Below are 23,909 nucleotides of genomic sequence, written 5' to 3'. Positions count from 1 at the left end.
GCCTGCCATGCCCCGCATCACGACCCGCAAACGTCGGGATTCGCCACGTAACCGGTGTAACGCTTCACGTTCGCGGCGCGAGCGCGCGCACCGCCTCCGGCAGGTCGACGCCCTCGGCGGGCAGGACGGCGAGGATCGGGGTGTCCAGCCCGGCCTCGGCGTACTCCCGGACGCGTTCCCGGCAGGCCTCCGGCGAGCCGTGCACGATCAGCTCGTCCACGACGTCGTCGGGAACGGCCGCCAGGGCCCCCTTGCGGTCGCCCTCCGCCCAGGCCTTGTTCATCGCGGCGAGCCGCTCGCCGCGGCCGAGCCACTCGTGGAAGGCCGCGTACGCGGGCACGGTCAGGTACGCGGCGATCATCCAGCGGCCGAGGGCGCGCGCCTCGTCGGCGTTCGTGGTCGGGCAGACGAAGATCCGCGCGAGCAGTTCCTTGTCCCCGCCCACCTCGGAGCGCACCTGGCGTACGTCCGCGGGCGACAGCCAGTTGGTGATCGCGGCGTCCGCCTCGCGGGCGGCGAGGCGCAGCATGCCGGGCCGCAGGGCGGCGAGTGCGATCTTCGGCGGGGTCTCCGGGACGTTGTCCAGCTTGAAGCCCTTGACGTTCAGGGCCTCGTCGGTGACCTTCTCCCCGGCCAGCGCGCGGCGCAGGAACCGGAGGGTGTCGCGCACCCGCTGGTACGGCTCGGTGAACGGGATGCCGTTCCACCGCTGCACGATCGCCGGCGAGGACGTCCCGATGCCGAGCACGAACCGGCCCGGCGCGAGGCCCGCGAGCGTCGCCGCCTGCTGGGCGAGCAGGCCGGGACCGCGGGTGTAGACCGGAACGATGGCGGGTCCCAGCCGGAGGCCGGGCGCCCACTGCGAGGCCAGGGCCAGCGGCGTGAACGCGTCGGTGCCGTTGGTCTCCGCCGACCACGCGTCGGTGTAACCGAGGTCCTCCAGCTCGGAGACGATCTTCTGGTGCCGCGCGAGCGGCACGCCGGTGAGCGGGATCGTCAGTCCCCATCGCGACATGCGGGGCCTCCTCAGGCGATCACGGGGCGGATCGTGCCGCCGCCGTCGACGACGATGGTCTGGCCGGTCATCCAGCTCGACGCGTCGCCGGCCAGGAACACGATGGCCTTGGCGATGTCCTCGGGCTCGCCGATCCGGCCGAGCGGCATGAACTTGTTGATCGCCGCCTCGTTCTCCTCCCACAGCGCCTTGGCCAGGTGGGTCCGCACCAGGCCGGGGGCGATCCCGTTGACGCGCACCTTCGGCGCCAGCTCCATGGCGAACTGCCGGGTGAGGTGGATGACGGCGGCCTTCGTCGCGTTGTAGTACCCGATGCCGTGCTCGGTCACCATGCCGCCGACCGAGGCGACGTTGACGATCGCCCCGCCGCGGTCGGCCATCGACAGCTTCCACACGAGCTGGGTCCACAGGACGATGGCGAACTGGTTGACCTCCACGGTCTTGGCCGCGCGCGAGGCGTCCAGGTCGACCATGGGGCCGTAGTACGGACTCGTGCCCGCGTTGTTGACCAGGATGTCCACGCCGCCGAACTCCTCGACGGCGGCCCCCACACAGGCCCGCGCGGCGTCCTCGTCGCCGACGTGGGCGGCCTTGGGGAGCACCCCGGCGCCCGGATGCGCGGCCCGGATCTCCGCCGCGACCTCCTCCAGCGCGTCCTGTTTGCGCGAGGACAGCACCACGTTGCACCCCTGCGCGGCGAGCGCCACCGCGGTCGCCTTGCCGATGCCGCGTGACGCGCCGGTGATCAGCGCGGTTCTGCCCGCCAGGCCGGTCTCGAGTCCCATGCTGCTCTCGCCTCTCGCTCCAGGCTTCTCATGCTGATACCCGAATCAGGTTCAGCCTAGTGACAAATGTTACGTTCCTGCCATGCGGGTGACTGGGAAGAACATCGTGATCACTGGCGCCGCGAGCGGGATCGGCGCCGCGCTGGCCCGGAGGTTCGCCGCCGAGGGCGCCGCCGGGATCTGCCTCGCCGACCTCGACGAGGACGCCGCCGCCCGAGTCGCCGCCGGGCTGGAGTGCCGTACGGTCGTACGCCGCACCGACGTGGGCGAGGAGTCCCAGGTGCGTTCCATGGTCGAGGCCGCCACCGGCGAACTGGGCCCCGTCGACCTCATGTGCTCCAACGCGGGCATCGGCACCGGGGCCGGGCTGGAGGCCACGGCCGAGCAGTGGGCGGCCGCGTGGGCGGTCAACGTCCAGGCCCACGTGTACGCCGCACGCGCCGTGCTGCCCTCGATGCTCGAACGCGGCGAAGGGTACCTGCTGCACACGTGTTCGGCGGCGGGCCTGCTGAGCCAGCCGGGCGACGCGCCGTACGCGGTGACCAAGCACGCCGCCGTGGCGTTCGCCGAGTGGCTCTCGCTGACGTACGGCGACCGGGGCATCCGGGTGAGCGCGCTCTGCCCGCAGGGGGTCCGGACGCCGCTGCTCACCGGCGGCCTCGACGGGCACCTCGCGGCCAAGGCGGTCGCCGCGGCGGGCAAGGTGCTGGAGCCCGAGGAGGTGGCCGACACGGTGATCGCCGGACTGGAGGCGGAGAAGTTCCTGATCCTGCCGCACCCGGAGGTGGCCGAGTACGTGCGCCGGAAGGCCTCCGACCACGATCGGTGGCTATCGGGTATTCGCCGGATGGTGGCCGGGATCCAGAATCGGAGTTAGTTTCTGGGCATGCCCACGGTCGAGACCGTACGCGGAGCCGTCGACGTCGCCGAGCTCGGGCCGACGCTCATGCACGAGCACGTGTTCTTCGTCGGCACGGAGTACCTGCAGAACTACGGCGCCGGCTGGTGGGACGAGGAGGAACGGGTCGCGGACGCGATCGAGCGCCTGCGGTCGGTGGCGGCCCGCGGCGTCCGTACGTTCGTGGACCCGACGGTGTGGGGCGGAGGCCGCTACATCCCGCGCATCCAGCGGATCAACGAGCAGGTCCCGGAGCTGAACATCATCGTCGCGACCGGCTACTACCACTACACCGACGCGCCGATCCAGTTCATGAACCGCGGGCCCGGGCTGATCTTCGACGCGACCCCGGACCCGCTCGCCCGGGAGTTCGTCCGCGACATCGCCGAGGGGATCGCCGACACCGGGGTCAAGGCGGCGTTCCTCAAGTGCGCCGTCGAGCACCCCGACCCGACCCCCGGCGTCGAACGCGTCTGCCGCGCCGTGGCCTACGCCCACCGCGAGACCGGCGCGCCGATCACCGTGCACACCAACGCCCACCGGCAGACCGGCCGCTGGGTCGTGGACCTGCTCCGCGCCGAGCACGCCGACCTGACCAAGGTGGTCATCGGGCACAGCGGCGACTCGGGCGACCTGGACTACCTGACGTGGCTGGCCGACACGGGCGCGCTGCTCGGCATGGACCGGTTCGGCCTCGACGCGTTCCGCACGACCCCCGAACGCGTCGAGACGATCGTGGCCCTGTGCGAGCGCGGCTACGCCGAGCGGATGGTGCTGAGCCACGACGCGATGTGCTGGATCGACTGGTTCGGCGACGACTTCACCGGGATTCGGGACCAGCTGATGCCGAACTGGCACTACGAGCACATTCACAACGACGTCCTGCCGGCCCTGCGCGAGGCCGGGGTGAGCGAGAAGGACATCGCCACGATGCTGGTGGACAACCCTCGCCGCTACTTCACCCGGTAGGCGAAGCCGCGCGTTCGAGCACGAAGCGGCGGAAGTCCTCCACCACCGGCGGGCGGGTACGCCCCTCCACCCAGACCAGGCCGATCGTCCGCCGCGCGCCCGGGATCTCGCGCTCCGCCACCCCCGTCACCGGGTCGCCGGGCGGGACCAGCGCGACGCCCAGGCCCGCCGCGACCAGGCCGCGCAGGGTCGTGGCCTCCTCGCCCTCGAAGGCGATCTCCGGCCGGATCCCGGCCTCGCGGAACAGCGCATCGGCGATGGAGCGCAGGCCGTACCCGCGCCGCATCACGATGAACGGCTCGTCCGCCACGTCGGCGAGGCTCACGCGGCGCGCCTCGGCGAGGCGGTGGCCGGCGGGCATCGCCAGGCGCAGCCGTTCGGTGGTGAGCGGATGCCAGGCCAGCCCCTCCGGGCGCGGGCTGGTGATCGCCATGTCCGCGCGGCCGTGGACGACCTCCGCCTCGAGGTGCTCGGCGCTGCCCTGGGTCAGCCGGAAGCGCACCCTCGGGTGCGCGGACCGGTAGGCGCGGAGCAGCTCCGGCACGAGCGCGGTGCCCTGCGTGTGCAGGAACGCGAGGCCGACCTCGCCATGCTCGGGGTCGGCGGCCTGGGCGAGCGCCCGCCGGGCCGCCTTCTCGGTGTCGACCAGCCGCTCGGCGTGCGCGCGGAAGATCTCGCCGTACGCGTTGAGCCGGAGCGTACGGCCCTCCCGGTCGAACAGCGGGGCGTGCAGCTCGCGTTCGAGCCGGGCAATCGCGCGGGACAGGCCCGGCTGGGAGACGCGCAGCTCCTCGGCCGCCCGCGTGACGTTGCCGATCTCCGCCACGGCGAGGAACCAGCGAACCGTCACCAGATCCATGCGTGCCAAGCATAGCTTTCCGATAAAAATTTCATTGGACGCATCAACCTTGCGTCACGCACTGTGGAAGACGTGCGCTCGTCTCCCGTCCCCGGCTCGTCCCGTCGCGACCTCGAAGATCCTCGCGAGCGGCACCGCCGCGGCTCCCCCGCGCTGCGCCGCGTCAACCTGGCGCTCTTCGTCGCCGGGCTGACGACGTTCATGTCGCTCTACTGCACCCAGGCGCTGCTGCCGGCCCTCTCCGCGTCCTTCCGCGTCTCCCCGACCACCTCCAGCCTGCTCGTCTCGCTCACCACCGGCACGCTCGCCCTGGCGGTGATCCCGGTCAGCGCGCTGTCGGAGCGATTCGGCCGGACCCGCGTCATGCTGGTCTCCTCGGCGATCGCGGCGCCGCTCGGCCTGCTGATCCCGCTGTGCCCGTCGTTCCCGGCGCTGGCCGCGGTGCGCGCCGTGCAGGGCGTCGCGCTCGCGGGCGTCCCCGCGGTCGCCATGGCGTACCTGGCGGACGAGGTCCATCCGGAGGCGCTCGGCGGCGCGATGGGCCGCTACATCGCCGGCAACACGGTCGGCGGGCTGGCCGGGCGGCTGCTGCCCGGCTTCGTCACCGATCTGGCCGGCTGGCGCTGGGGCCTGGCCGCGACCGCGCTCGCCGTCACACTGCTCACCGCGGCGTTCTGGGCCCTGCTGCCGCGCTCGCGCTTCTTCACGCCGTCGCGGCCGGGCCTCGGCGGGCCGGCGCGCCACCTGGCCGACCCCGGCATGCGCCGCCTGTACGTGGTGGGGCTCGTCCTGATGGCCATGTTCGTCACGGTCTACAACTACCTGGGGTACCGCCTGATCGCCGCCCCGTTCGGCCTGCCGGAGTCGGTCGTCGCGCTGGTGTTCCTCATGTACCTCGCGGGCACCTTCAGCTCCCCCGTCGCGGGATCGCTCGCGGACCGGATCGGACGGCGGCGGGTGCTGCTGGGCGCGTGCGCGCTCGCCGCCTGCGGCCTGCTGCTGACCCTGCCGGACTCGCTGCCGGCGGTGGGTGCCGGCCTCCTGGTCATGACCACCGGCTTCTTCGCCGCGCACACGGTCGCCAGCGGCTGGGTGGGGCGCCGCGCGACCACCGCGAAGGCCCACGCGTCCGCCCTCTACCTGTTCGCCTACTACCTCGGCAGCAGTGTCGGCGGGTCGGCCGGCGGCCTGGCGTACGAGCACGGGCACTGGTCGGCGACCGTCGTGTACGGCGTGGCGCTGCTCGCGGTCGCCCTCGTCGCGGCGCTGGGAGTGCGCGTTTCCGCCGGTGGGGACCGTGCACGAGGGCCGGTCGCCACGACCGCCGCCGCGGACCGGACGGGCGTGATGTCCATCACTCCCCCACGTCAGTAAGGCGTTGCTGACCTGGGAGAACGCGATGCCGTAGCTTTCTTCCGCATTTTTCCCGGCTCTCGTCCTTGTCGTGGGAAAATACGCGTCAGTAGGGTTCACGGACGCGATGGTGACCGCGACGGGGCGTGAAGGCCTCACGTGACCGGGCAGGTCCCCGCCGCGTCGCAGGCTCTGAGAATCGACGCGAGGTGCCCCCGCATGCGTCCCTTCCGTGAACGTAACCCGCTGCCGATGGGAATCGCCGGACTGGCGACCGTCGGCGTCGTCGCGGCGCTCGCCTTCAACCTCCAGCACTTCTCCGGGGGCACCACCTACTCCGCCGCCTTCAGCGAGGCCGCCGGGCTCAAGTCGGGCGAAGAGGTGCGCATCGCGGGTGTCAAGGTCGGCAAGGTCGAGAGCGTCGACCTCGAAGGCGACCACGTGAAGGTGAAGTTCACCAGCGGCCGGCCGTTCGGCACCGACACCCGCGCGCAGATCAAGATCAAGACCCTGCTCGGCTCGCACTACCTGGCGCTGGAGCCGAAGGGGCCCGGACACCAGTCGCCGCACCGGGAGATCCCGGTGTCGCGCACCACCGCGCCGTACGACGTGGTGCCCGCGCTCCAGGACGCCAGCGCGCAGCTCGGCAAGATCGACACCAAGCAGCTGGCCCAGTCGTTCGACACGCTGTCGCAGACGATGCAGGGGTCCTCGGAGAACGTCCGCGGCACCCTGGCCGGGCTGCAGAAGATCTCACGTGCGGTCGCCTCGCGCGACGACGAGCTGTCCGAGCTGCTCCAGCACACCAACAACGTGACCAAGCTGCTCGCCGACCGCAGCGGCGACCTGGCCACGCTCGTCAGCGACGGCGGGCTGCTGCTCCAGGAGATCAACGCGCGCCGGCAGGTGATCAGCCAGCTCCTGACCGGCACGGTGACGCTGTCCCAGCAGATCACCGGGACGATCCAGGAGAACCAGGCCACGCTCGGCCCCGCGCTCAAGAACCTCCACCGCACGGTGAACATCCTGACCCGCAACCAGGAGAACCTCGACAAGTCCTTCCAGGCGATGGGGCCGTTCATGGGCGAGGTGGCCGACTTCACCGGCACCGGCCGCTGGTTCGACGTCTACCTGCAGAACCTCATCCCGCTGCCGGCGTCGGTGAAGCTCCCCGGCGCGTCGGGCGGAAAGAGCAAGTCCGCGGCCACTCCGAGCCCGTCCACGCCGTCGAACGGGAACCCGCTGCCCATCGTCAAGTGAGCCCGGTCGTGCGCTCGATCCGATGACGCGGCACGATCGGGTTATGGACGTACGCGAGCTGACCACGCCCGATGACCTGCGCACGGCCTCGGAGGTGCTCGCCGGGATCTGGCGGCCCACCGACCCGATGCCGTACGAGATGATGCGCGTCCTCCAGCACCTGGGCGGCTATATCTCGGGCGTCTTCGAGGGCGGCGCGATGGTGGGGGCCTGCGCGGCCTTCCCGGCCGCCGACGGGAGCCTGCACTCGCACATCACCGGCGTCGCCTCCCGCGGCCGGGGCGCCGGCTTCGCGATCAAACGGCACCAGCGCGAATGGGCGCTCGCCCACGGGATACGGACGATCACCTGGACGTTCGACCCGCTGGTCCGGCGCAACGCGTACTTCAACCTGGCGAAACTGGCGGCACGGCCGACCGAGTACCTGCCGGACTTCTACGGCGAGATGCCGGACGAGCTGAACGCGGGCGATCCGAGCGACCGCCTGCTGCTCTTCTGGCACCTCGACGCTCCGGAGGTGGCCTCGGCCATGAAGGGCGATCCGCCGGCCGAGCCCCCGCCCGCCGGGGTCACGGTGCTCACCGACGACGCGGTCGGCCGCCCGGTCGAACGCTCATCGGCCGGCGCCACCCGGATCGCGGTCGGCACACCCGCGGACGTCGCCGCGCTGCGCGCCGATGACCCGCCGCTCGCCCTCGCCTGGCGGCGGGCCCAGCGGACGGCGCTCGCCGGCGCGCTGGACGCCGGGTACCACGTGATCGGGTTCAACCGGTCCGGCCACTACCTCCTGGAGGTCTCCCGATGAAGCTTTCCGGCGTCGAGCTGCGGCGGATCCGTCTCCCGCTGGTGTCGCCGTTCCGCACGTCCTTCGCGACCGAGACCGAGCGGGAGATACTGCTGGTACGTGTCGTCGGCACGGAGACCGAGGGCTGGGGCGAGTGCGTGGCCATCACCGAGCCGCTGTACTCCCCCGAGTACGTCGACGGCGCCGAGCAGGTCATCCGCGACTTCCTGGTGCCCCGGCTGCCCGCGGACGTCACCGCGGGGGCGCTCGGCCCGGCGTTCGCGCCGGTCAAGGGGCACGAGATGGCCAAGGCCGCGGTCGAGATGGCGGTGCTGGACGCGGAGCTGCGCGCCGCCGGCATGTCGTACGCGGCCTACCTCGGCGGCACGGTGGCCCGGGTGCCCGCCGGCGTGTCGGTCGGGATCATGGACTCGATCCCCGAGCTGCTGGACCACGTCGAGCGTTACCTGGCCGAGGGGTACGCGCGGATCAAGCTCAAGATCCAGCCGGGCTGGGACGTCGAGCCGGTACGCGCGGTACGCGAGCGCTTCGGCGACATCCTGCTCCAGGTCGACGCGAACACCGCGTACACGCGGGCCGACGCGCGGCACCTCGCGGAGCTGGAGCCGTTCGGGCTGCTGCTCATCGAGCAGCCGCTGCCCGAGGACGACCTGCTCGGACACGCGAAGCTCGCCGCCACCCTGACCACGCCGATCTGCCTGGACGAGTCGATCGTGTCGGCGCGTGCCGCCGCGGACGCGCTGTCGCTCGGCGCGTGCTCGATCATCAACGTCAAGGCCGGCCGGGTCGGCGGCTACCTGGAGGCGCGCCGGATCCACGACGTCTCCGTCGCGCACGGGGTGCCCGTCTGGTGCGGCGGCATGCTGGAGACCGGCCTCGGCCGCGCGGCGAACCTGGCGTTCGCCGCGATGCCCGGATGCACCCTGCCGGGCGACGTCTCCGCGTCCGAGCGCTACTACACGCGTGACATCACCGAGCCGTTCCGGCTGGTGGACGGCCTGATGACCGTGCCCTCCGGCCCCGGGCTCGGGGTGGAGCCGATCATGGACTACCTGGACGAGCTGACCGAGTCCAAGCGGTTCGTACGGCTCGGGGCTTAGCCGCGTACGGGGAGCTCGTAGACGCGGCGGACGCTGGAGTCGATGCGGGAGATGTCGGTGCCGTAGATGTGGATCGAGAGCGCGGTGATGTCGCCGGAGTTGCGCACCCGGTGGATGTCGCCGGGCGGGGCGAAGCCGCTGACGTCTCCCGGCATGTTGTCGTTCACGCCCGCGCTGAGCAGGTGGTCGCCCTCGTGGACGAACAGTTCCTCGTGCTCGACGCCTTGAAGGACGCCGAAGACGCACCAGGTCACGTGGTCGTGGATCGGCGTGATCTGGCCGGGGCGCCACACGAGGCCGACGATGGAGAACGCGCCGTCGGGCGCGGCGTACAGGGTGTGACACTGGTAGTGGTCGGGGTCGCCGAGCCGCTCCTCCGCGGTCATCACGTCGGGGGTGGGCAGGTGCCGACGCAGTTCGCCGGCGACGAGCAGCGCGGTCTCCCGCCAGCCGACGTGCCGGTCCACGGCGCCGCGCACGCCCGTCACGAGGTCCTGCAGTCCGGGCCGTACGTCTCCGCGCACCAGTGTTGCCATTTCGGCCACCTCCTTCTCGCTCCATAGTCCCTCCCGGGCCAATCATCGGTCTAATGCCAACATCGACGCAGAACGATAGATCTGGTTGATATGTTGGCTCTGTGCTGGAAGTTTCTCGACTGCGCGTGCTCGTGGCGATCGCCCGTACGGGGTCGGTGACGGCTGCGGCGAAGCAGCTGCACTACTCCCAGCCGTCGATCAGCCACCATCTCGCCCGGCTGGAGGCCGAGACCGGCGCCCAGCTCGTACGCCGCGTCGGGCGCGGCATCCGGCTGACCGAGGCCGGCCGCACCCTCGCCGAGCGCGGCGCCGAGATCCTGGGCCGCCTGGACGCCGCCGAGGCCGAGCTCTCCGCGCACGTGGGCCTGAGCCAGGGCCGGGTACGGCTGGCCGCGTTCCCGTCGGCGCTGGGCACGTTCGTGCCGCGGGCGGCGGCGCTGCTGGCCGACCGCCATCCCGGCCTGCGGGTGAGCCTGAGCGAGGCCGAGCCGCCGGAGGCGATCCGCATGCTGCGCGCCGGCTACGTCGACGTCGCCGTGATCTTCCGCTACGACCGGGAGAACGAGGACGACGGCATCACGGCCCGCCGGCTGCTGGACGAGCCGAGCTACCTGGTCACGGCGGAGGAGACCACCCCCGACCTGACGGCCCACGCGGACGCGGAGTGGATCGCCGGCTGCGACCGCTGCCGCACACACCTGCTCGCCATGTGCGCGCGGGCGGGCTTCACCCCACGGGTGTCGTTCACGACGGACGACTTCGTGGCCGTCCAGGCGATGGTCGCCGCGGGCCTGGGCGTGACGGCCCTGCCGGGCCTGCCGCTGCTGGCCGCCCGCAACGAGGCGGTGCACACGGCCGTGCTGCCCGACGCGACCCGCCACGTGCTGGCCGCGACATACGGCGAGCCGCCCGAGCCCCCGGCCACCGCCGCCCTGCTCGACGCGTTGGCCGAGGCGGGCGCGACGACCGGCGAGTTCCACTCCGTCTGACCCCGCTCGCCGCGCCGGCGGTCAGCGAGCGCCGACGCCCGTGAGCGGGGGATTCAGGCGGGCGAAGCCCTCCTGTCGCTCGTAGGGGAAGTACGGGTACGGAGCGGGCGTCGCGCCGGCCCGGTCCAGGCGGGCCACCTGGTCCGGGGTCAGCGACCAGCCGGCGGCGCCGAGGTTCTGGCGCAGCTGGTGCTCGTCGCGGGCGCCGATGAGGACCGACGCCACGGTCGGGCGCTGGAGCAGCCAGTTGATGGCGATCTGCGGGATCGCCCGGCCGGTCTCCTCGGCGATCTCGTCGAGCGCGTCGACGACGGCGTACAGCCGCTCCTCGTCCACGGGCGGGCCGAAGGCGGCCGTACGGTGCAGGCGGCTGCCCGCCGGCAGCGGGCGGCCCCGGCGGACCTTGCCGGTCAGCCGGCCCCAGCCGAGCGGGCTCCACACGACCGCCCCGACGCCCTCCCGCAGGCCGAGCGGCATCAGCTCCCACTCGTAGTCGCGACCGACCAGCGAGTAGTAGACCTGGTGGGCGGCGTAGCGGGGGTGGCCGTCGCGGTCCGCGACCGCGAGCGACTTCATCAGCTGCCAGCCGGAGAAGTTGGACACGCCCGTGTATCGGATCTTGCCCGCGCGTACGAGGTCGTCCAGCGTGGCGAGCACCTCCTCGATCGGGGTGCCGGCGTCGAAGGCGTGCAGCTGGAACAGGTCGATGTGGTCCGTACCGAGCCGGCGCAGCGCGTCCTCGCAGGCCTTGATCAGACGGGAGCGCGACGTGCCGGCGTCGTACGGGCCATCCCCCATCGGCAGGCCGGTCTTGGTGGAGATGATCACCTGGTCGCGGCGGCCCTTGATCGCCGCGCCGAGCACCTCTTCCGATGCGCCGTCGGAGTAGACGTCCGCGGTGTCGAACATCGTGACGCCCGCGTCGAGGCAGATGTCCACGAGCCGCCGCGCCTCCCGCGCGTCCGTGTCGCCCCAGTTGCCGAACAGCTCGCCCCGGCCGCCGAACGTGCCCGCGCCGAAGCTCAGCGCGGGCACCTGGAGCCCGGACGCGCCCAGCCGTCGATAGTCCATGCCGACGCTCCTTAATGGTTCTGTAGTTCCGTTAGTGTCGGGACAGTAGCACGACAGGGACGCTTAATGGAACTATGGACCCGTTATGGAGGAACCTGGCTCGATCCGCCCCGGCGGCCGTACGGCACGCGTCCGGGCGGCGGTGCTGCGCGCGGCCGGCGACGCCCTGGCCGAGCGCGGCTTCGCCCATCTCGACCTGACCGACGTCGCCCGCCGCGCCGAGGTCGGCAAGACCACCGTCTACCGCCGCTGGGGCACGGTGACCGGCCTGGTCGCCGACCTGCTCACCGACATGGCCGAACAGTCGCTCCCCCGCGCGCGGACGGGTTCGCTGGAGGACGACCTGCGGGCGAACGCCCGCCTCGTCCGAAAGACGCTGGCCGACCCGCGCCAGGGCGCCCTGTTCGGCGCGATCATCGCGGCCGCCACCTCCGACACCCGTACGGCCGAGGCCCTGCACCGGTTCTACGCCCGGCGCATCCGCGAATGGGTCCCATGCGTGGAGGAGGCGATCGACCGCGGCGAGCTCCCGAAGGGCACCGACGCCGAGGAGGTCGTCCGGGCGGTGTCGGCCCCGCTGTACTACCGCTTCCTGGCCAGCGGCGACCCGCTGGACGAAGCCACGGCCGACCGCGCGGCGAAAGCGGCCACGGCCGCGGCCCGGGCAGGCGCGTACATCAAGGACGAGTAAGCGCGTCCGACTCTCTGAACGATGTCGGTGACCGCGGCATCGTCGCCACGCTCGGTGGTCGTCAGCGGGTGTATCTGCGGGTGCGGTAGCGCAGGCCGGACTTCGAGAGTTGCCAGCCCTGGTCCTCGGTGACCTTCCAAGCCGGATCCAGTGGCGGGGCGTACGTGTCGCCGGCCACCGGCGTGTCGACTTCGGTCACCCAGAGCATCGTGGCGTGTCCCAGGGCGGCGCGGTAGATCTCCCCGCCGCCCATCACCCAGCACTCCGTGGCGGCGGCCGGCTCCGGCGACTCGGCCGCGAGTTCCAGGGCCTCGGCGACGGACCCCGCGCGCTCCGCGCCTTCGGCCGTCCAGTGCGGGTCGCGGGTCACCACGATGTTGCGCCTGCCGGGGAGCGGGCGGAAGCGCGGAGGCAGAGAATCCCAGGTCCGGCGCCCCATCACCACGGGATGGCCGAGGGTGACGGCCTTGAAGTGCGCCACGTCCTCGGGCAGCCGCCACGGGATCGCGTTGTCCGCCCCGATCACGCCATCGAGGGTCTGTGCCCAGATCAGCCCGACGTTCATTTGAATCCTCCGAGGAGACCCCGCCGTTCAGGGCGGGGAGGAATCGGACCCCTGCGGAGCAGGGCATGGGTAGCCGGATCGCCGTCACGGCGATCCGGCATCCAGTCCCCGAAAACCCGCAGACGGTCACACTCTGACGCGCTAGTTTGCGGACTGTGACCATCCCCCGTGTGAAGCGTGCTTTCAAGTACCGCTTCTATCCCACCGATGCGCAGGCAGCGACACTGACCCTCGCCAAGATGGCAGAGCCGCTGGGCATCGTCTGGTCGAGGCCTCTTCCGGAGGGCGTGAAGCCTTCGACGGTGACGGTGTCCCAGGATGCGGCGGGGCGCTGGTTCGTGTCCCTGCTGTGCGAAGACCCCGACATCCAGCCGCTCCCCGGCAACGGCAACGCGGTCGGGGTCGATGCCGAGCTGGTACATCTGCTGACCCTGTCCACCGGCGAGAAGATCACCAACCCCCGGCACGAACGCCGGGACCGCAAGCGCCTGGCCAAGGCGCAACGGGAACTGTCCCGCAAGACCAAAGGGGATGGTTCCAACCGGGCCAAGGCCCGGCGTAAGGTCGCCCGGATCCACGCACGGATCACCGACCGGCGCCGCGACACGCTGCACAAGCTCACCACTCGACTCGTTCGTGAGAACCAAACGATCGTGATCGAGGACCTGACCGTTGAGAACATGCTGAAAAACGGCCATCTGGCCCGCACCATCGCCGATGCCGCATGGAGCGAGTTCCGCAGCATGCTCGAGTACAAAGCGCGATGGTATGGCCGCGAGGTCATCGTGGTCGACCGCTGGTTCCCCTCCTCCAAACTGTGCTCGGCCTGCGGAACCGTGGCCGAGGCGATGGCCCTCAACGTCCGTTCCTGGACGTGCGGCTGCGGCACGACCCATGACCGGGACGTGAACGCGGCGAAGAACCTTCTGGCCGCCGGACTGGCGGTGTCGGCCTGTGGAGCCGGTGTAAGACCTCGGGCGGGGCTCCTCCCGCTCGGGGCTGTCGGCACTGAAGCAGGAAACCCTGCGGCGTGAGCCGTAGGAATCCCCTCGTTCAGAGGGGGAGGAAGTCAAACCGCGACCGGGGCCTTGATGGCCGGGTGGTGCCGGTAGTCGAGCACTTCCACATCGGAGTAGGCGTAGTCGAAGAGCGAGTCGGCCTGGCGTAGACGCAGCCGGGGGAAGTCGAACGGCGTGCGCGAGAGTTGCTCGGTCACCTGCTCGACGTGGTTGTCATAGATGTGGCAGTCGCCGCCCGTCCAGATGAAGTCGCCGGGCGTGAGGCCGACCTGCTGCGCCACCATGTGCGTGAGCAGGGCGTAGCCGGCGATGTTGAACGGGACGCCGAGGAACAGGTCCGCGCTGCGCTGGTACAGCTGGCAGGACAGCCTGCCGTCGGCGACGTAGAACTGGAACAGCACGTGGCACGGCGCGAGTGCCATCTTGGTCAGCTCGGCGACGTTCCAGGCGGAGACGAGCATCCGGCGGGAGTCCGGGTCGCGGCGCAGAGTGTCGAGGACCTCGCTGATCTGGTCGATGTGCCGGCCGTCCGGAGTGGGCCAGCTGCGCCACTGCGCGCCGTAGACCGGGCCGAGTTCGCCGTTCGCATCGGCCCATTCGTCCCAGATGGTGACGCCGTGCTCCTGGAGCCAGCGGACGTTCGACTCGCCCCGCAGGAACCACAGCAGTTCGTACACGATGGACTTCAGGTGCACCTTCTTGGTGGTGATCAGCGGGAACCCCTGCGACAGGTCGTAGCGCAGTTGGTGCCCGAACACACTCCGGGTGCCCGTGCCCGTCCGGTCGGCTTTGGCCGTCCCGGAGGTGAGTACCAGCCTCAACAGGTCTTCGTACTGGGTGTCCGCCACAACCGCCGAGTCTACGGCCGGACGCCGGAGCACACGCGCCGAGCGGTCCCCGCAACGCCGTCGTCGCGGATCAGCTCACGCGCCCGTGAAGTTCGGGGGGCGCTTCTCGCGGAAGGCGCGGGTGCCCTCCTTGGCGTCCTCGGAGGCGAAGACCGGCCAGCCGATCTCGTCGGAGATCTTCAGGGCCGCGTCCTCGTCGAGCCCCTCCGTGCGGCGGTGGGTCCGCAGGATCGCCTGGACGGACAGCGGGCCGCAGGCGGCGATCTGGTCCGCCGCCTCGCGGGCCGCCGTCAGGGCCTCCCCGTCCGGCACCACCCGCGTGATCAGGCCCATCCGCAGGGCCTCCTGCGGGGTCACCGGGCGGCCCGTCAGCAGGATGTCCATCGCGAACGTGTACGGGATCTGCCGCGGCAGCCGCACCGCCGAGCCGCCCATCGGGAACAGGCCGCGCTTCGCCTCGAACAGGCCCAGCGTCGCGCTCTCGGCGACCACGCGGATGTCGGTGCCGAGCAGCAGTTCGGTGCCGCCGGCCACCGCGTAGCCCTCGATCGCGCTGATCAGGGGCTTGCCCGGCCGGGTGTCGCGGAGCAGTCCCTTCCAGTGGAAGTCGGTCAGTTCGGCGGCGCGGCGCCGGACCCGCTCGTCCGCCGACGGCTCGCCCATCGCCTTCAGGTCGGCGCCCGCGCAGAAGTGGCCCTCCGCGCCGGTCAGGATGCCCACCCGTACGTCGTCGGTGGCGTCGATGTAGGCCCAGGCGTCGGCCATCCCCACGAGCATGTCGGTGCTCAGCGCGTTGCGCGCCTCCGGCCGGCGCATCGTCACCGTGACCACGTGTCCCTCGCGTTCGACGACGCAGTGCGCGGTGCTGATCGGCAGCGGCTCGGCCATGACCGCCTCCTCAAGGACCGGTAACGAGAACGGATTCTAGTGTTGAGATCACGCATCGAACAGGGGTTGTCGCCCAAAACGAGAACATGATTCACTGCGGTTCAGGGCACCTCCGTACGCGAGAAGCAGGAGGGATTCGATGGGCTCGCTGGGCTTTTGGCGGCTGGCCGCGAACGACCCCGGCCGGGTCGCGGCGGTCGATCCGGACGGCACCACCTACACGGCCGGTGAGCTCCTCGCACGCTCCAACCGCCTCGTCCACGGCCTGCGCGACCTCGGCCTGCGGCCCGGCGACGGCATCTGCGGCCTGGTGCCCAACGGCGTCGACGGGCTGGTCCTCTACCTCGCCGCGCTCCAGGCCGGCTGGTACTACACCCCGATCAACTGGCACCTGACCGGTCCCGAGATCGCCTACATCGTCGCCGACAGCGAGGCCAAGGCCTTCTTCGTGCACGAGCGCTACGCCGCCCAGGGCGTCCCCGGCGCGGCGGAGACCGACGAGCGGCGCCGGTTCGCGATCGCGGGTGAGCTGCCGGGGTTCCGGCCGCTGGACGACCTGGTCGACGGGCGGCCCGACACGCTGCCGGACGAGCGTACGGCCGGTGCGACCATGCACTACACCTCCGGCACCACCGGACGGCCCAAGGGCGTACGCCGGGCACTGTCGGGCATCGACCCCGACGACTCGGCCGAGCTGATGACGTTCCTGCTGACGTTCTTCGGCTTCACCCCGGGCCCGCCCAACGCCCACCTGGTGACCTCGCCGAGCTACCACACGGCGGTGACCCAGTTCGGCGGCTCGGCGCTGCACATGGGCCACACGCTCGTCTACATGGACCAGTGGGACGCCGAGGAGACGCTCCGGCTCATCGAGCGGTACCGGATCACCAACACCCATATGGTGCCGACCCACTTCAAGCGGCTCCTCACGCTCCCTCGCGAAGTGCGGGAGCGCTACGACGTGTCCTCCATGCGCTGGGCGATCCACGCCGCCGCGCCCTGCCCGGTGCCGATCAAGCAGGCGATGCTCGACTGGTGGGGCGACTGCATCTGGGAGTACTACGCCGCCACGGAGGGCGGCGGCACCATCGCGAGCCCGCAGGACTGGCGGGAGCATCCGGGCACGGTCGGCAAGGCGTGGCCGATCAGCGAGCTGCTGATCGTGGACGACGACGGCGCCGAGGTGCCCGCCGGAACGCCCGGGACGATCTACATGAAGATGGCCGGGATCGAGTTCGAGTACAAGGGCGACGAGGAGAAGACCAAGGCCTCCCGGCTCAAGGACCATTTCACCGTCGGCGACATCGGTTACCTCACCGAGGACGGCTTCCTGTTCCTGTCCGACCGCAAGGCCGACCTGATCATCTCCGGCGGGGCGAACATCTACCCGGCCGAGATCGAGAACGAGATCATGGTCCACCCGAAGGTCGCCGACGTCGCGGTCTTCGGCATCCCCGACGAGGACTGGGGAGAGCAGATCAAGGCCGTGGTCGAGCCGGCCGCGGGCGTACCGCCCGGCCCGGAGCTGGCGGAGGAGATCCTCGCCTCGCTCGACGGACGGCTGGCCCGGATGAAGTGGCCAAAGTCGTTCGACTTCGTCGAGCACATGCCGCGCGAACCCAACGGCAAGCTCCTCAAACGCCGCCTCCGCGATCCTTATTGGAAGGGCCATGAACACGCGATTTGACTCGCTCACAGCGGATCACGCGCTGGAGTTCCCCGGTGGCTACACGCGCTCCGTCGGGCCGGTGATCGGGCGGTTCCTCACCGAACTGCGCGACGGGCGGCTCGTCGGCGTCCGTACGGCCGACGGCAGGGTGCTGTTCCCGCCCGTGGAGTACGACACCGACGGCACGCCGGTCACCGGGGAGTTCGTCGACGTCGGGCCCGAGTGCGTGGTCGGCGCGTACGCCTGGGTGTCTCGTCCGCGCCCGGGCCATCCGCTCGACCGGCCGTTCGCGTGGGCACTGATCACCCCCGACGGCGCGGACACCGCGATGCTGCACGTCCTGGACCTCGGCGTCTTCGAACCCGGGGCGAAGCCCCCGAAGACGCTGCGCGCCGGGCTGCGCGTGCGCCCGAAGTGGCGGGCGGAGCGCACCGGCACGGTCGGCGACATCGAGGCCTTCCGGCCCGACGTGACGATGATCAACGCTCCGGTCCGCGCGGACTACCGGCTGAGCGCGGGCCGGGCGCTGAGCCGGTTCCTCGGCGGCGTCGCCGAGGGGCGGCTGCTGGGTCACCGCTGCGGGGTCTGCGGCAAGGTCTACGTGCCGATGAAGGGGATGTGCCCGGTCGACGGCGTACCGACCACCGAGGAGGTGGAGGTGCCCGACACCGGCACGGTCACGACCTTCGCGGTCAACAACATCCCCGACCCGCGCGCGCCCGACGTGCCGTTCGTGTCGGCGTACGTCCTTCTCGACGGCTCCGACATCGCGATGGTCGCGCTGGTGGCGGGCGTACCGGCCGATCAGGTCCGGATGGGCATGCGGGTACGCGCCGCGTGGCGCCCGCGCGAGGAGTGGGGTCAGACGATGGCCAACATCAAGTGGTTCGAACCCACCGGCGAACCCGACGTCCCCTTCGACGACATGAAGGACCACCTATGAACGACATCGCGGTGGTGGCGTTCGCGCAGACCGAGCACCAGGGCGAGGACTCCGGGCTGTCGGAGGTCGAGATGCTCGCCCCGGTCATCACCGAGGTGAAGCAGAGCACCGGCCTGACCCGGTTCGGCTTCACCTGTTCCGGGTCGCTCGACTATCTCGCCGGGGCGCCGTTCTCGTTCGTCTCGGCGCTCGACGCGGTCGGCGCGTGGCCGCCGATCTCCGAGAGCCACGTCGAGATGGACGCCGCCTGGGCCCTGTACGAGGCGTGGGTGCGGCTGCGGCACGGCGACATCGACACCGCGCTCGTGTACGGGTTCGGCAAGTCCACCCAGGTCGTACGGGAGGACGGCGAGTCCGGCCTGCCGGAGCTGATGACGCTCCAGCTCGACCCGTACTACCTGGCGCCGCTCGGACCCGACCAGACCTCCCTGGCCGCGCTCCAGGCGCGGGCGTACCTCGACGCCGGGCACAAGGAGGACGACCTGCGCGCCGTCGCCGTACGCTCGCGTGCCGCCGGGCGCGCCAACCCGTACGCGCTCGACCTGGCCGAACCGGGTGAGGAGGAGTACGAGGTGGCGCCGCTGCGTCCGTCGGACTGCCCGCCGGTGACCGACGGCGCGGCCGCGATCGTGCTGGCCACCGGCGACCGGGCCCGTGAGCTGTGCGAACGGCCCGCCTGGATCCGCGGGATCGACCACCGTACGGACGCGCACGCGTTCGGCGCCCGCGACCTGGCCCGGTCGGAGTCGGCCGCGCTCGCCGGGGAGAAGGCCGGCGCCCGCGACGTCGAGGTGGCCGAGCTGCACGCGCGGTTCAGCCACGAGGAGCTGATCCTGCGCGACGCGCTCGGCCTCGGTGACGACGTGCGCGTCAACCCGTCGGGCGGGCCGCTGGCCGCCGACCCGGTGATGGCGACGGGCCTGATCCGCGTCGGCGAGGCGGCGGCCCGGATCCGCAGCGGCGAGGCGGGCCGGGTCCTGGCCCACGCGTCGCACGGCCCCTGCCTGCAGTCGAACCTCGTGTGCGTGATGGAGGCGTAGAACCATGGGTGAGGCGTGCGCCGTGATCGGCGTCGGGCAGACCGAGTACCGGTCGCGGCGTCAGGACGTCTCGATGGCCGGGCTCGTACGCGAGGCGGCGCTGCGGGCGCTGGAGGACGCCGGGCTGACGTTCGGCGACATCGACGCCGTCGTGGTCGGCAAGGCGCCCGACCTGTTCGAGGGCGTGATGATGCCGGAGTCCTACCTCGCGGACGCCCTCGGCGCGCGGGGCAAGCCGATGATGCGCGTGCACACGGCGGGCTCGGTCGGCGGGTCCACCGCGCTGGTCGCGGCCGGGCTGGTCCAGGGCGGGGTGCACGACCGGGTGCTCGTCGTCGCGTGGGAGAAGCAGTCGGAGTCCAACGCCACCTGGGCGCTGTCGACGCATCCGCCGCTGACGCCGTCGATCGTCGTGGGCGCCGGCGGCTACTTCGCGCCGCACATCCGCGCGTACATGCGGCGCACCGGCGCGCCCGCCCACATCGGCACGCTCGTCGCGGTCAAGGACCGGCGGAACGCGCTGAAGAACCCGTACGCGCATCTGCGCATCCCCGGCATCTCGCGCGAGATGGTCGAGTCGACGCCGATGCTGTGGGAGCCGATCCGTTACCTGGAGACGTGCCCGTCCAGCGACGGGGCCGCCGCGATGGTGCTGGCCTCCGCGGACGCGGCGCGCCGCGCGCCGAACCCGCCCGCGTGGGTGCACGGCGGGTCGATGCGGTCCGAGCCGATCTTCTTCGCCGGACGCGACACGGTGAACCCGCGGGCCGGCCGGGACTGCGCGGCCGACGTGTACGCCCAGGCCGGCATCACCGACCCGCGGAACGAGCTGGACTGCGCCGAGGTGTACGTCCCGTTCTCCTGGTACGAGCCGATGTGGTTGGAGAACCTCGGCTTCTGCGGCGAGGGCGAGGGCTGGAAGCTGACCGAGGCCGGCGCGACCGCGCTCGACGGCGACATCCCCTGGAACGCCTCCGGCGGCGTACTGTCCTCCAACCCGATCGGCGCGTCGGGACTGATCCGGTTCGCCGAGGCGGCGCAGCAGGTGCGCGGGCTCGCCGGCGAGCACCAGGTGGACGGCGCGCGGCGGGCGCTCGGCCACGCGTACGGCGGCGGCGCGCAGTTCTACGCCATGTGGGTGGTCGGGTCGGACCGGCCCTGAGCGATCGGCGGAGGGACGCGATGGAGTTCAACCACGCCGACCTGTTCGAGGGGGTCGCCGACGCGATCGGGGGCCGTACCGCACTGGTCGCCTCCGGTACGGACGGCATCGTCCGCCTGACCTACGCCGAACTGGACGCGCACGCCAACCGGCTGGCCCACCACCTCGCGGAGGCGGGCGTCGGCCCGGCCGACCACGTCGGCGTCCACCTGTACAACGGGCTGGAGTACGTCGCGACGGTGCTGGCGGCGCTGAAGATCCGTGCCGTGCCGGTCAACGTCAACTACCGGTACGTCGCGGCGGAGCTGGCGTACCTCTACCGCGACGCATCGCTCGTGGCGCTGGTCTACGACGCGGCCTTCGAGGAGAGGGTGACCGCCGCCGCGCCGGAGGCCCCGACGCTGCGGCACCGCGTGGTCTGCGGCGGATCGTCGCCGTCGGCGGTCGGGTACGCGGACGCGCTGTCGTCGTCTTCCGCCTCGCGCGACTTTCCGGCGCGCAGCGGCGACGACCTCTACATCATCTACACCGGCGGCACGACGGGGATGCCGAAGGGCGTGATGTGGCGGTGCGAGGACCTGTTCATGGCGTTCGGCGGCGGCAACCCGTACGGGGAGCCGCGTGCGACGCCGCAGGAGGTGATCGACGCGGCGTGCGCCTCGGGCGGCGTGACGATGATGACGACCGCGCCCCTCATGCACGGCGCGGCCCAGATGACGATGTTCCTGACCTGGTGGATGGGCGGGACGATGGTCTTCAACCGCCGGTTCACCGCCGCGGAGACGCTGCGGACCATCGAGCGGGAGAAGGTCGTCACGGTCGGCATCACCGGCGACGCGATGGGCCGGCCGCTCGCCGAGGAGATCGCCACGGGCGCGTACGACCTTTCGTCGCTGGCGGCCATCAGCTCGACCGGCGCGATCCTGTCCGGGGCCGTACGGGAGCGGCTGCAGGCACTGCTGCCCCAGGTGATGATCATCGACAGTTTCGGCTCGTCGGAGTCGGGCTACACGGCCTCGGGGGTGGAGGGCTCCACGCCGGAGTCGGGCCTGCGGTACCGGCCGAACAACGCGCATATTCAGGTGCTGGACGAGAGTCTGCGTCCGGTCACGCCCGGTTCCGGCGTCATCGGCCAGGTGGCCAAGAGCGGCCCGATCGCCCTGGGATACTGGAAGGACCCGGAGAAGACGGCGCGGACGTTCGTGGAGATCGACGGCACGCGCTGGCTGCTGACCGGCGACATCGCCACGGTCGCGGCCGACGGGACGATCTCGATCTTCGGGCGGGGGTCGCAGTGCGTCAACACGGGCGGTGAGAAGGTCTTCCCCGAGGAGGTCGAGGCGGTGCTGAAGGGCCACCCGTCGGTCTTCGACGCGGTGGTCACCGGGATACCGGACGACCGTTTCGGCGAACGCGTGGCCGCCGTGGTCCAGCCGTACGACGAGGCGCCGGCGGCGGCGGACCTGGACGCCCACTGCCGCGCCCGGCTGTCGGGCTACAAGGTCCCCCGCACGTACGCTTTCGTGGAGCGGATCGAACGCTCCCCGGCGGGCAAGGCCGACTACCGCTGGGCCCGGAAGACCGCCCAAGAGGCGTGACCGCGAGCGGATGGGATCCATGGACGGCTTCGGCCGGAGACTTCGCGCGACACGGGCGTTCGCGGCGGAACGCGGCTGGACCTTCGCCGCCTCGGGCCGGGAAGAAGACGCGCTCCTCGATCGGCTGCGTGGCGAGCCGTTCCACCTGCCCGGGCGGCCTCCGGACGCGTTCCCGTACCCGGTGCTCGGCCGTCACCGGCACCGGCTGTCGGACGTGATGCGCGGCGCCTACCGCGACCGGTCCGCGGTCGTCTTCGCCTACACGCGTGAGCAGGAGATCCTCGACGACGGCTTCGGGCGCCGTGGCCGGGAGAACTCCGGCCACTGGGTCGCCGCCCTGCTGGACCTGCCGGCTCCGGTGCCGCGTCTCCAGGTGACGCCTCGCACGCCGGTGCCACCCGCGCGGCCGGGTGTCACGATCGGCGATCCGCGCGTGGACGGGCGGTTCCACGTCCACGCCGACGACCCGGCGTGGGCGGGTGGGGCCCTGCGCGACCTGGCCGCGGTTCTGCTCGACGGGCCCGCCCTGGCGTGGCGCATCTCGGGTACGGCCATCCTGACGTGGGCCCCGGCGCTGCTGACGCCCGGCGTTCCGCTCGACCAGGTCGACGCCACGCTGGACCGGCTGGCCACGATCGCCGGGCGCCTTGTGTCTCTGGTCTGACGGGCACGCTCAGGCGGCGGTCGCCTCCGCGGCGCGGGCCTCCCAGACGAGGCCGAGCTTCGGCTCGTCGTCCGGGGCGTCGGCGTCCTTCGGGAGGCTCCAGATCACCTCGTACGTCACCGTGTGGTCGTGGCGGTCGCCGTGGCCGGTCCACCGGCCGATGCCCTGGTCGTAACACGTCCGGCCGGTGAAGTCGGCCAGGGTTCCGGTGAAGACGGGGAACGGCATGAGGGACGGGGTGCTCTCGAAGATCGAAAGGCGCAGCCGCTGGGCGAGGGGGCCGGTCGCGTCGCCCTGGGAGTACATGGCGACGCCGGCGTCGGCGGGGCCGTTGAACGTGACGGAGACGGAGACGGTGCCACGTGCGCCGGGTTCGACGCCGTGCAGGGGCAGCCAGGTGGCGGACGTCACATCGTCGGTGAGGAGGATGGCTGGGGTCATGCGCACCTCGATTCAGTTAGGCAGCCTAATTAACATAACCGCCGCTGACCTGCTGTTATTCCATCAACAGGGCGACGGAAGTGGGGTCAGAGGCCGGTGTGGCGGTGCGACTCCCCGTGCCGGCACGGTCACGCGCGGCGGCCTCCGCGCCGGTAGACTCGGAACCAGAACACTCTCTATCTCCGAGAGATGAACCCTGCGGAGGTGGGTCCCATGACGGCGCCCGACCGGGCGCGGCTCATCGAAGAGCTGGGCCACCAAGCACGCGTCCGCACCCTGTGGACGGTTCTGCTCCACAACGCCATCGCCAGCAGGTCGGGGACCAACGTCACCGACATGCAGTGCATCAACCTGCTCCAGCTGCGCGGCCCGATGACGCCGGGCCAGCTCGCGGACGCGATATTCCTCACCACGGGCGGCGCGATCACGGCGGTGATCGACCGGCTGGAGAAGGCCGGCATGGTGCGCCGCCGCCGCGACGAGGAGGACCGCCGCCGGGTCATCGTGGAGGCGACCGAGGGCGCCCCGACGGTCGAGCTGAGCGAACGGTTCGCGCCGGTGGCCGAGGCGTACGGCAAGCTCCTCGACGGCTACACCGACGAGCAGCTCACGGTGATCCTCGACTACCTGAGCCGTACGAACGAGGCGGCCCCGGAGATCATCGAGCGGGTCAGGCAGCTCGGCTGACCGCGCTCGAGGACCGAGGCACCAAGACCCTCACGGAGTGCCTTGTCGCGGAAT

24 protein-coding genes and 1 pseudogene are annotated in these 23,909 nt (G+C 71.5%); 16 read left to right on the top strand and 9 right to left on the bottom strand.

The genetic code is table 11. The features are described 5' to 3' along the window. Positions 1-64: 64 nt before the first annotated feature. Together OG417_RS08700 and OG417_RS08695 are read right to left on the bottom strand one after the other, a co-directional pair. Positions 65-1,015: an LLM class F420-dependent oxidoreductase gene (locus OG417_RS08700; protein WP_329252324.1), complete on the bottom strand. Its 951-nt coding sequence runs from the start codon at positions 1,013-1,015 to the stop codon at positions 65-67. An 11-nt stretch (positions 1,016-1,026) separates the two neighbouring features. Next, positions 1,027-1,800 (bottom strand): SDR family oxidoreductase, encoded by a 774-nt coding sequence (locus OG417_RS08695; protein ID WP_329252321.1) that lies wholly within the window; start codon positions 1,798-1,800, stop codon positions 1,027-1,029. Between the two features lie 82 nt (positions 1,801-1,882). Between OG417_RS08695 and OG417_RS08690 the strand changes: the two genes are divergently transcribed. Both OG417_RS08690 and OG417_RS08685 read left to right on the top strand, forming a co-directional pair. Continuing rightward, positions 1,883-2,677, top strand: coding sequence for an SDR family oxidoreductase (locus OG417_RS08690; protein ID WP_329252318.1), 795 nt, complete (start codon positions 1,883-1,885; stop codon positions 2,675-2,677). Between the two features lie 9 nt (positions 2,678-2,686). Further along, complete coding sequence (locus OG417_RS08685; protein WP_329252315.1) at positions 2,687-3,667, top strand: phosphotriesterase family protein; 981 nt, start codon at positions 2,687-2,689, stop codon at positions 3,665-3,667. Here OG417_RS08685 and OG417_RS08680 read toward each other — a convergent pair. Next, entirely contained in the window at positions 3,657-4,526 is an 870-nt protein-coding gene (locus OG417_RS08680) for a LysR family transcriptional regulator (RefSeq protein WP_329252311.1), read from the bottom strand. The two genes, OG417_RS08685 and OG417_RS08680, sit on opposite strands and share 11 nt — an antisense overlap. Positions 4,527-4,598: 72 nt before the next feature. Between OG417_RS08680 and OG417_RS08675 the strand changes: the two genes are divergently transcribed. The 4 genes from OG417_RS08675 (at position 4,599) to menC (ending at position 9,044) form a co-directional block, all read left to right on the top strand. After that, positions 4,599-5,900, top strand: coding sequence for an MFS transporter (locus OG417_RS08675; protein WP_329252309.1), 1,302 nt, complete (start codon positions 4,599-4,601; stop codon positions 5,898-5,900). A gap of 198 nt (positions 5,901-6,098) precedes the next feature. Continuing rightward, positions 6,099-7,139, top strand: coding sequence for an MCE family protein (locus OG417_RS08670; RefSeq protein ID WP_329252306.1), 1,041 nt, complete (start codon positions 6,099-6,101; stop codon positions 7,137-7,139). A 43-nt stretch (positions 7,140-7,182) separates the two neighbouring features. Beyond that, the gene (locus tag OG417_RS08665) at positions 7,183-7,944 is read left to right on the top strand and encodes a GNAT family N-acetyltransferase (RefSeq protein WP_329252303.1); all 762 of its coding nucleotides are present in this window, start codon (positions 7,183-7,185) and stop codon (positions 7,942-7,944) included. Next, positions 7,941-9,044: an o-succinylbenzoate synthase gene (gene menC / locus OG417_RS08660; RefSeq protein ID WP_329252299.1), complete on the top strand. Its 1,104-nt coding sequence runs from the start codon at positions 7,941-7,943 to the stop codon at positions 9,042-9,044. Before OG417_RS08665 ends, menC begins: the two co-directional genes overlap by 4 nt. Here menC and OG417_RS08655 read toward each other — a convergent pair. Next, positions 9,041-9,580: a cysteine dioxygenase family protein gene (locus OG417_RS08655; RefSeq protein ID WP_329252296.1), complete on the bottom strand. Its 540-nt coding sequence runs from the start codon at positions 9,578-9,580 to the stop codon at positions 9,041-9,043. The two genes, menC and OG417_RS08655, sit on opposite strands and share 4 nt — an antisense overlap. Positions 9,581-9,681: 101 nt before the next feature. Here OG417_RS08655 and OG417_RS08650 point away from each other — a divergent pair, with 101 nt between their 5' ends. Continuing rightward, a complete protein-coding gene (locus OG417_RS08650; RefSeq protein WP_329252293.1) occupies positions 9,682-10,569 on the top strand; it encodes a LysR family transcriptional regulator in 888 nt (295 codons plus the stop codon). A 21-nt stretch (positions 10,570-10,590) separates the two neighbouring features. On the opposite strand, the gene OG417_RS08645 is transcribed toward OG417_RS08650, so the two are convergent. Beyond that, on the bottom strand, positions 10,591-11,640 hold the full coding sequence (locus OG417_RS08645; RefSeq protein ID WP_329252290.1) for an aldo/keto reductase: 1,050 nt from the start codon (positions 11,638-11,640) through the stop codon (positions 10,591-10,593). An 85-nt stretch (positions 11,641-11,725) separates the two neighbouring features. On the opposite strand from OG417_RS08645, the gene OG417_RS08640 reads away from it, so the two are divergent. Further along, positions 11,726-12,331 (top strand): TetR/AcrR family transcriptional regulator, encoded by a 606-nt coding sequence (locus OG417_RS08640; protein ID WP_329252286.1) that lies wholly within the window; start codon positions 11,726-11,728, stop codon positions 12,329-12,331. Positions 12,332-12,392: 61 nt separating this feature from the next. On the opposite strand, the gene OG417_RS08635 is transcribed toward OG417_RS08640, so the two are convergent. Next, entirely contained in the window at positions 12,393-12,896 is a 504-nt protein-coding gene (locus tag OG417_RS08635) for a dihydrofolate reductase (RefSeq protein ID WP_329252283.1), read from the bottom strand. A gap of 173 nt (positions 12,897-13,069) precedes the next feature. Here OG417_RS08635 and OG417_RS08625 point away from each other — a divergent pair. Next, positions 13,070-13,937, top strand: a pseudogene (locus tag OG417_RS08625) (RNA-guided endonuclease TnpB family protein); the annotation flags it as partial. A gap of 28 nt (positions 13,938-13,965) precedes the next feature. Here the strand turns inward: OG417_RS08625 and OG417_RS08620 are convergent. Both OG417_RS08620 and OG417_RS08615 read right to left on the bottom strand, forming a co-directional pair. Beyond that, positions 13,966-14,763 (bottom strand): thymidylate synthase, encoded by a 798-nt coding sequence (locus tag OG417_RS08620; RefSeq protein WP_329252280.1) that lies wholly within the window; start codon positions 14,761-14,763, stop codon positions 13,966-13,968. A gap of 75 nt (positions 14,764-14,838) precedes the next feature. Beyond that, the gene (locus tag OG417_RS08615) at positions 14,839-15,651 is read right to left on the bottom strand and encodes a crotonase/enoyl-CoA hydratase family protein (protein WP_329252277.1); all 813 of its coding nucleotides are present in this window, start codon (positions 15,649-15,651) and stop codon (positions 14,839-14,841) included. Between the two features lie 139 nt (positions 15,652-15,790). Here OG417_RS08615 and OG417_RS08610 point away from each other — a divergent pair, with 139 nt between their 5' ends. Genes OG417_RS08610 through OG417_RS08585 form a run of 6 tightly spaced genes read left to right on the top strand, consistent with a single transcriptional unit; the run spans position 15,791 to position 22,727 of the window. Continuing rightward, positions 15,791-17,338, top strand: coding sequence for an acyl-CoA synthetase (locus tag OG417_RS08610; RefSeq protein ID WP_329252274.1), 1,548 nt, complete (start codon positions 15,791-15,793; stop codon positions 17,336-17,338). Further along, complete coding sequence (locus tag OG417_RS08605) at positions 17,322-18,263, top strand: Zn-ribbon domain-containing OB-fold protein (protein WP_329252270.1); 942 nt, start codon at positions 17,322-17,324, stop codon at positions 18,261-18,263. Before OG417_RS08610 ends, OG417_RS08605 begins: the two co-directional genes overlap by 17 nt. Beyond that, positions 18,260-19,303 (top strand): thiolase domain-containing protein, encoded by a 1,044-nt coding sequence (locus tag OG417_RS08600; RefSeq protein ID WP_329252267.1) that lies wholly within the window; start codon positions 18,260-18,262, stop codon positions 19,301-19,303. Before OG417_RS08605 ends, OG417_RS08600 begins: the two co-directional genes overlap by 4 nt. 4 nt (positions 19,304-19,307) lie before the next feature. Beyond that, positions 19,308-20,465 carry a thiolase domain-containing protein gene (locus OG417_RS08595; protein ID WP_329252264.1) on the top strand — a complete coding sequence of 386 codons (1,158 nt, stop codon included), beginning with the start codon at positions 19,308-19,310 and terminating at the stop codon, positions 20,463-20,465. A 20-nt stretch (positions 20,466-20,485) separates the two neighbouring features. Next, entirely contained in the window at positions 20,486-22,063 is a 1,578-nt protein-coding gene (locus OG417_RS08590) for an acyl-CoA synthetase (protein WP_329252261.1), read from the top strand. Between the two features lie 19 nt (positions 22,064-22,082). Then, positions 22,083-22,727: a hypothetical protein gene (locus OG417_RS08585; protein ID WP_329252259.1), complete on the top strand. Its 645-nt coding sequence runs from the start codon at positions 22,083-22,085 to the stop codon at positions 22,725-22,727. A 9-nt stretch (positions 22,728-22,736) separates the two neighbouring features. On the opposite strand, the gene OG417_RS08580 is transcribed toward OG417_RS08585, so the two are convergent. Further along, entirely contained in the window at positions 22,737-23,168 is a 432-nt protein-coding gene (locus tag OG417_RS08580) for a hypothetical protein (protein ID WP_329252257.1), read from the bottom strand. A gap of 213 nt (positions 23,169-23,381) precedes the next feature. On the opposite strand from OG417_RS08580, the gene OG417_RS08575 reads away from it, so the two are divergent. Next, positions 23,382-23,855 carry a MarR family winged helix-turn-helix transcriptional regulator gene (locus OG417_RS08575; RefSeq protein WP_329252252.1) on the top strand — a complete coding sequence of 158 codons (474 nt, stop codon included), beginning with the start codon at positions 23,382-23,384 and terminating at the stop codon, positions 23,853-23,855. Positions 23,856-23,909 lie beyond the last annotated feature (54 nt).

Source organism: Actinoallomurus sp. NBC_01490 (assembly GCF_036227085.1).
GTDB classification, from domain to species: Bacteria; Actinomycetota; Actinomycetes; order Streptosporangiales; family Streptosporangiaceae; genus Actinoallomurus; species Actinoallomurus oryzae.
This window is presented reverse-complemented; position numbering and strand designations above follow the sequence as displayed.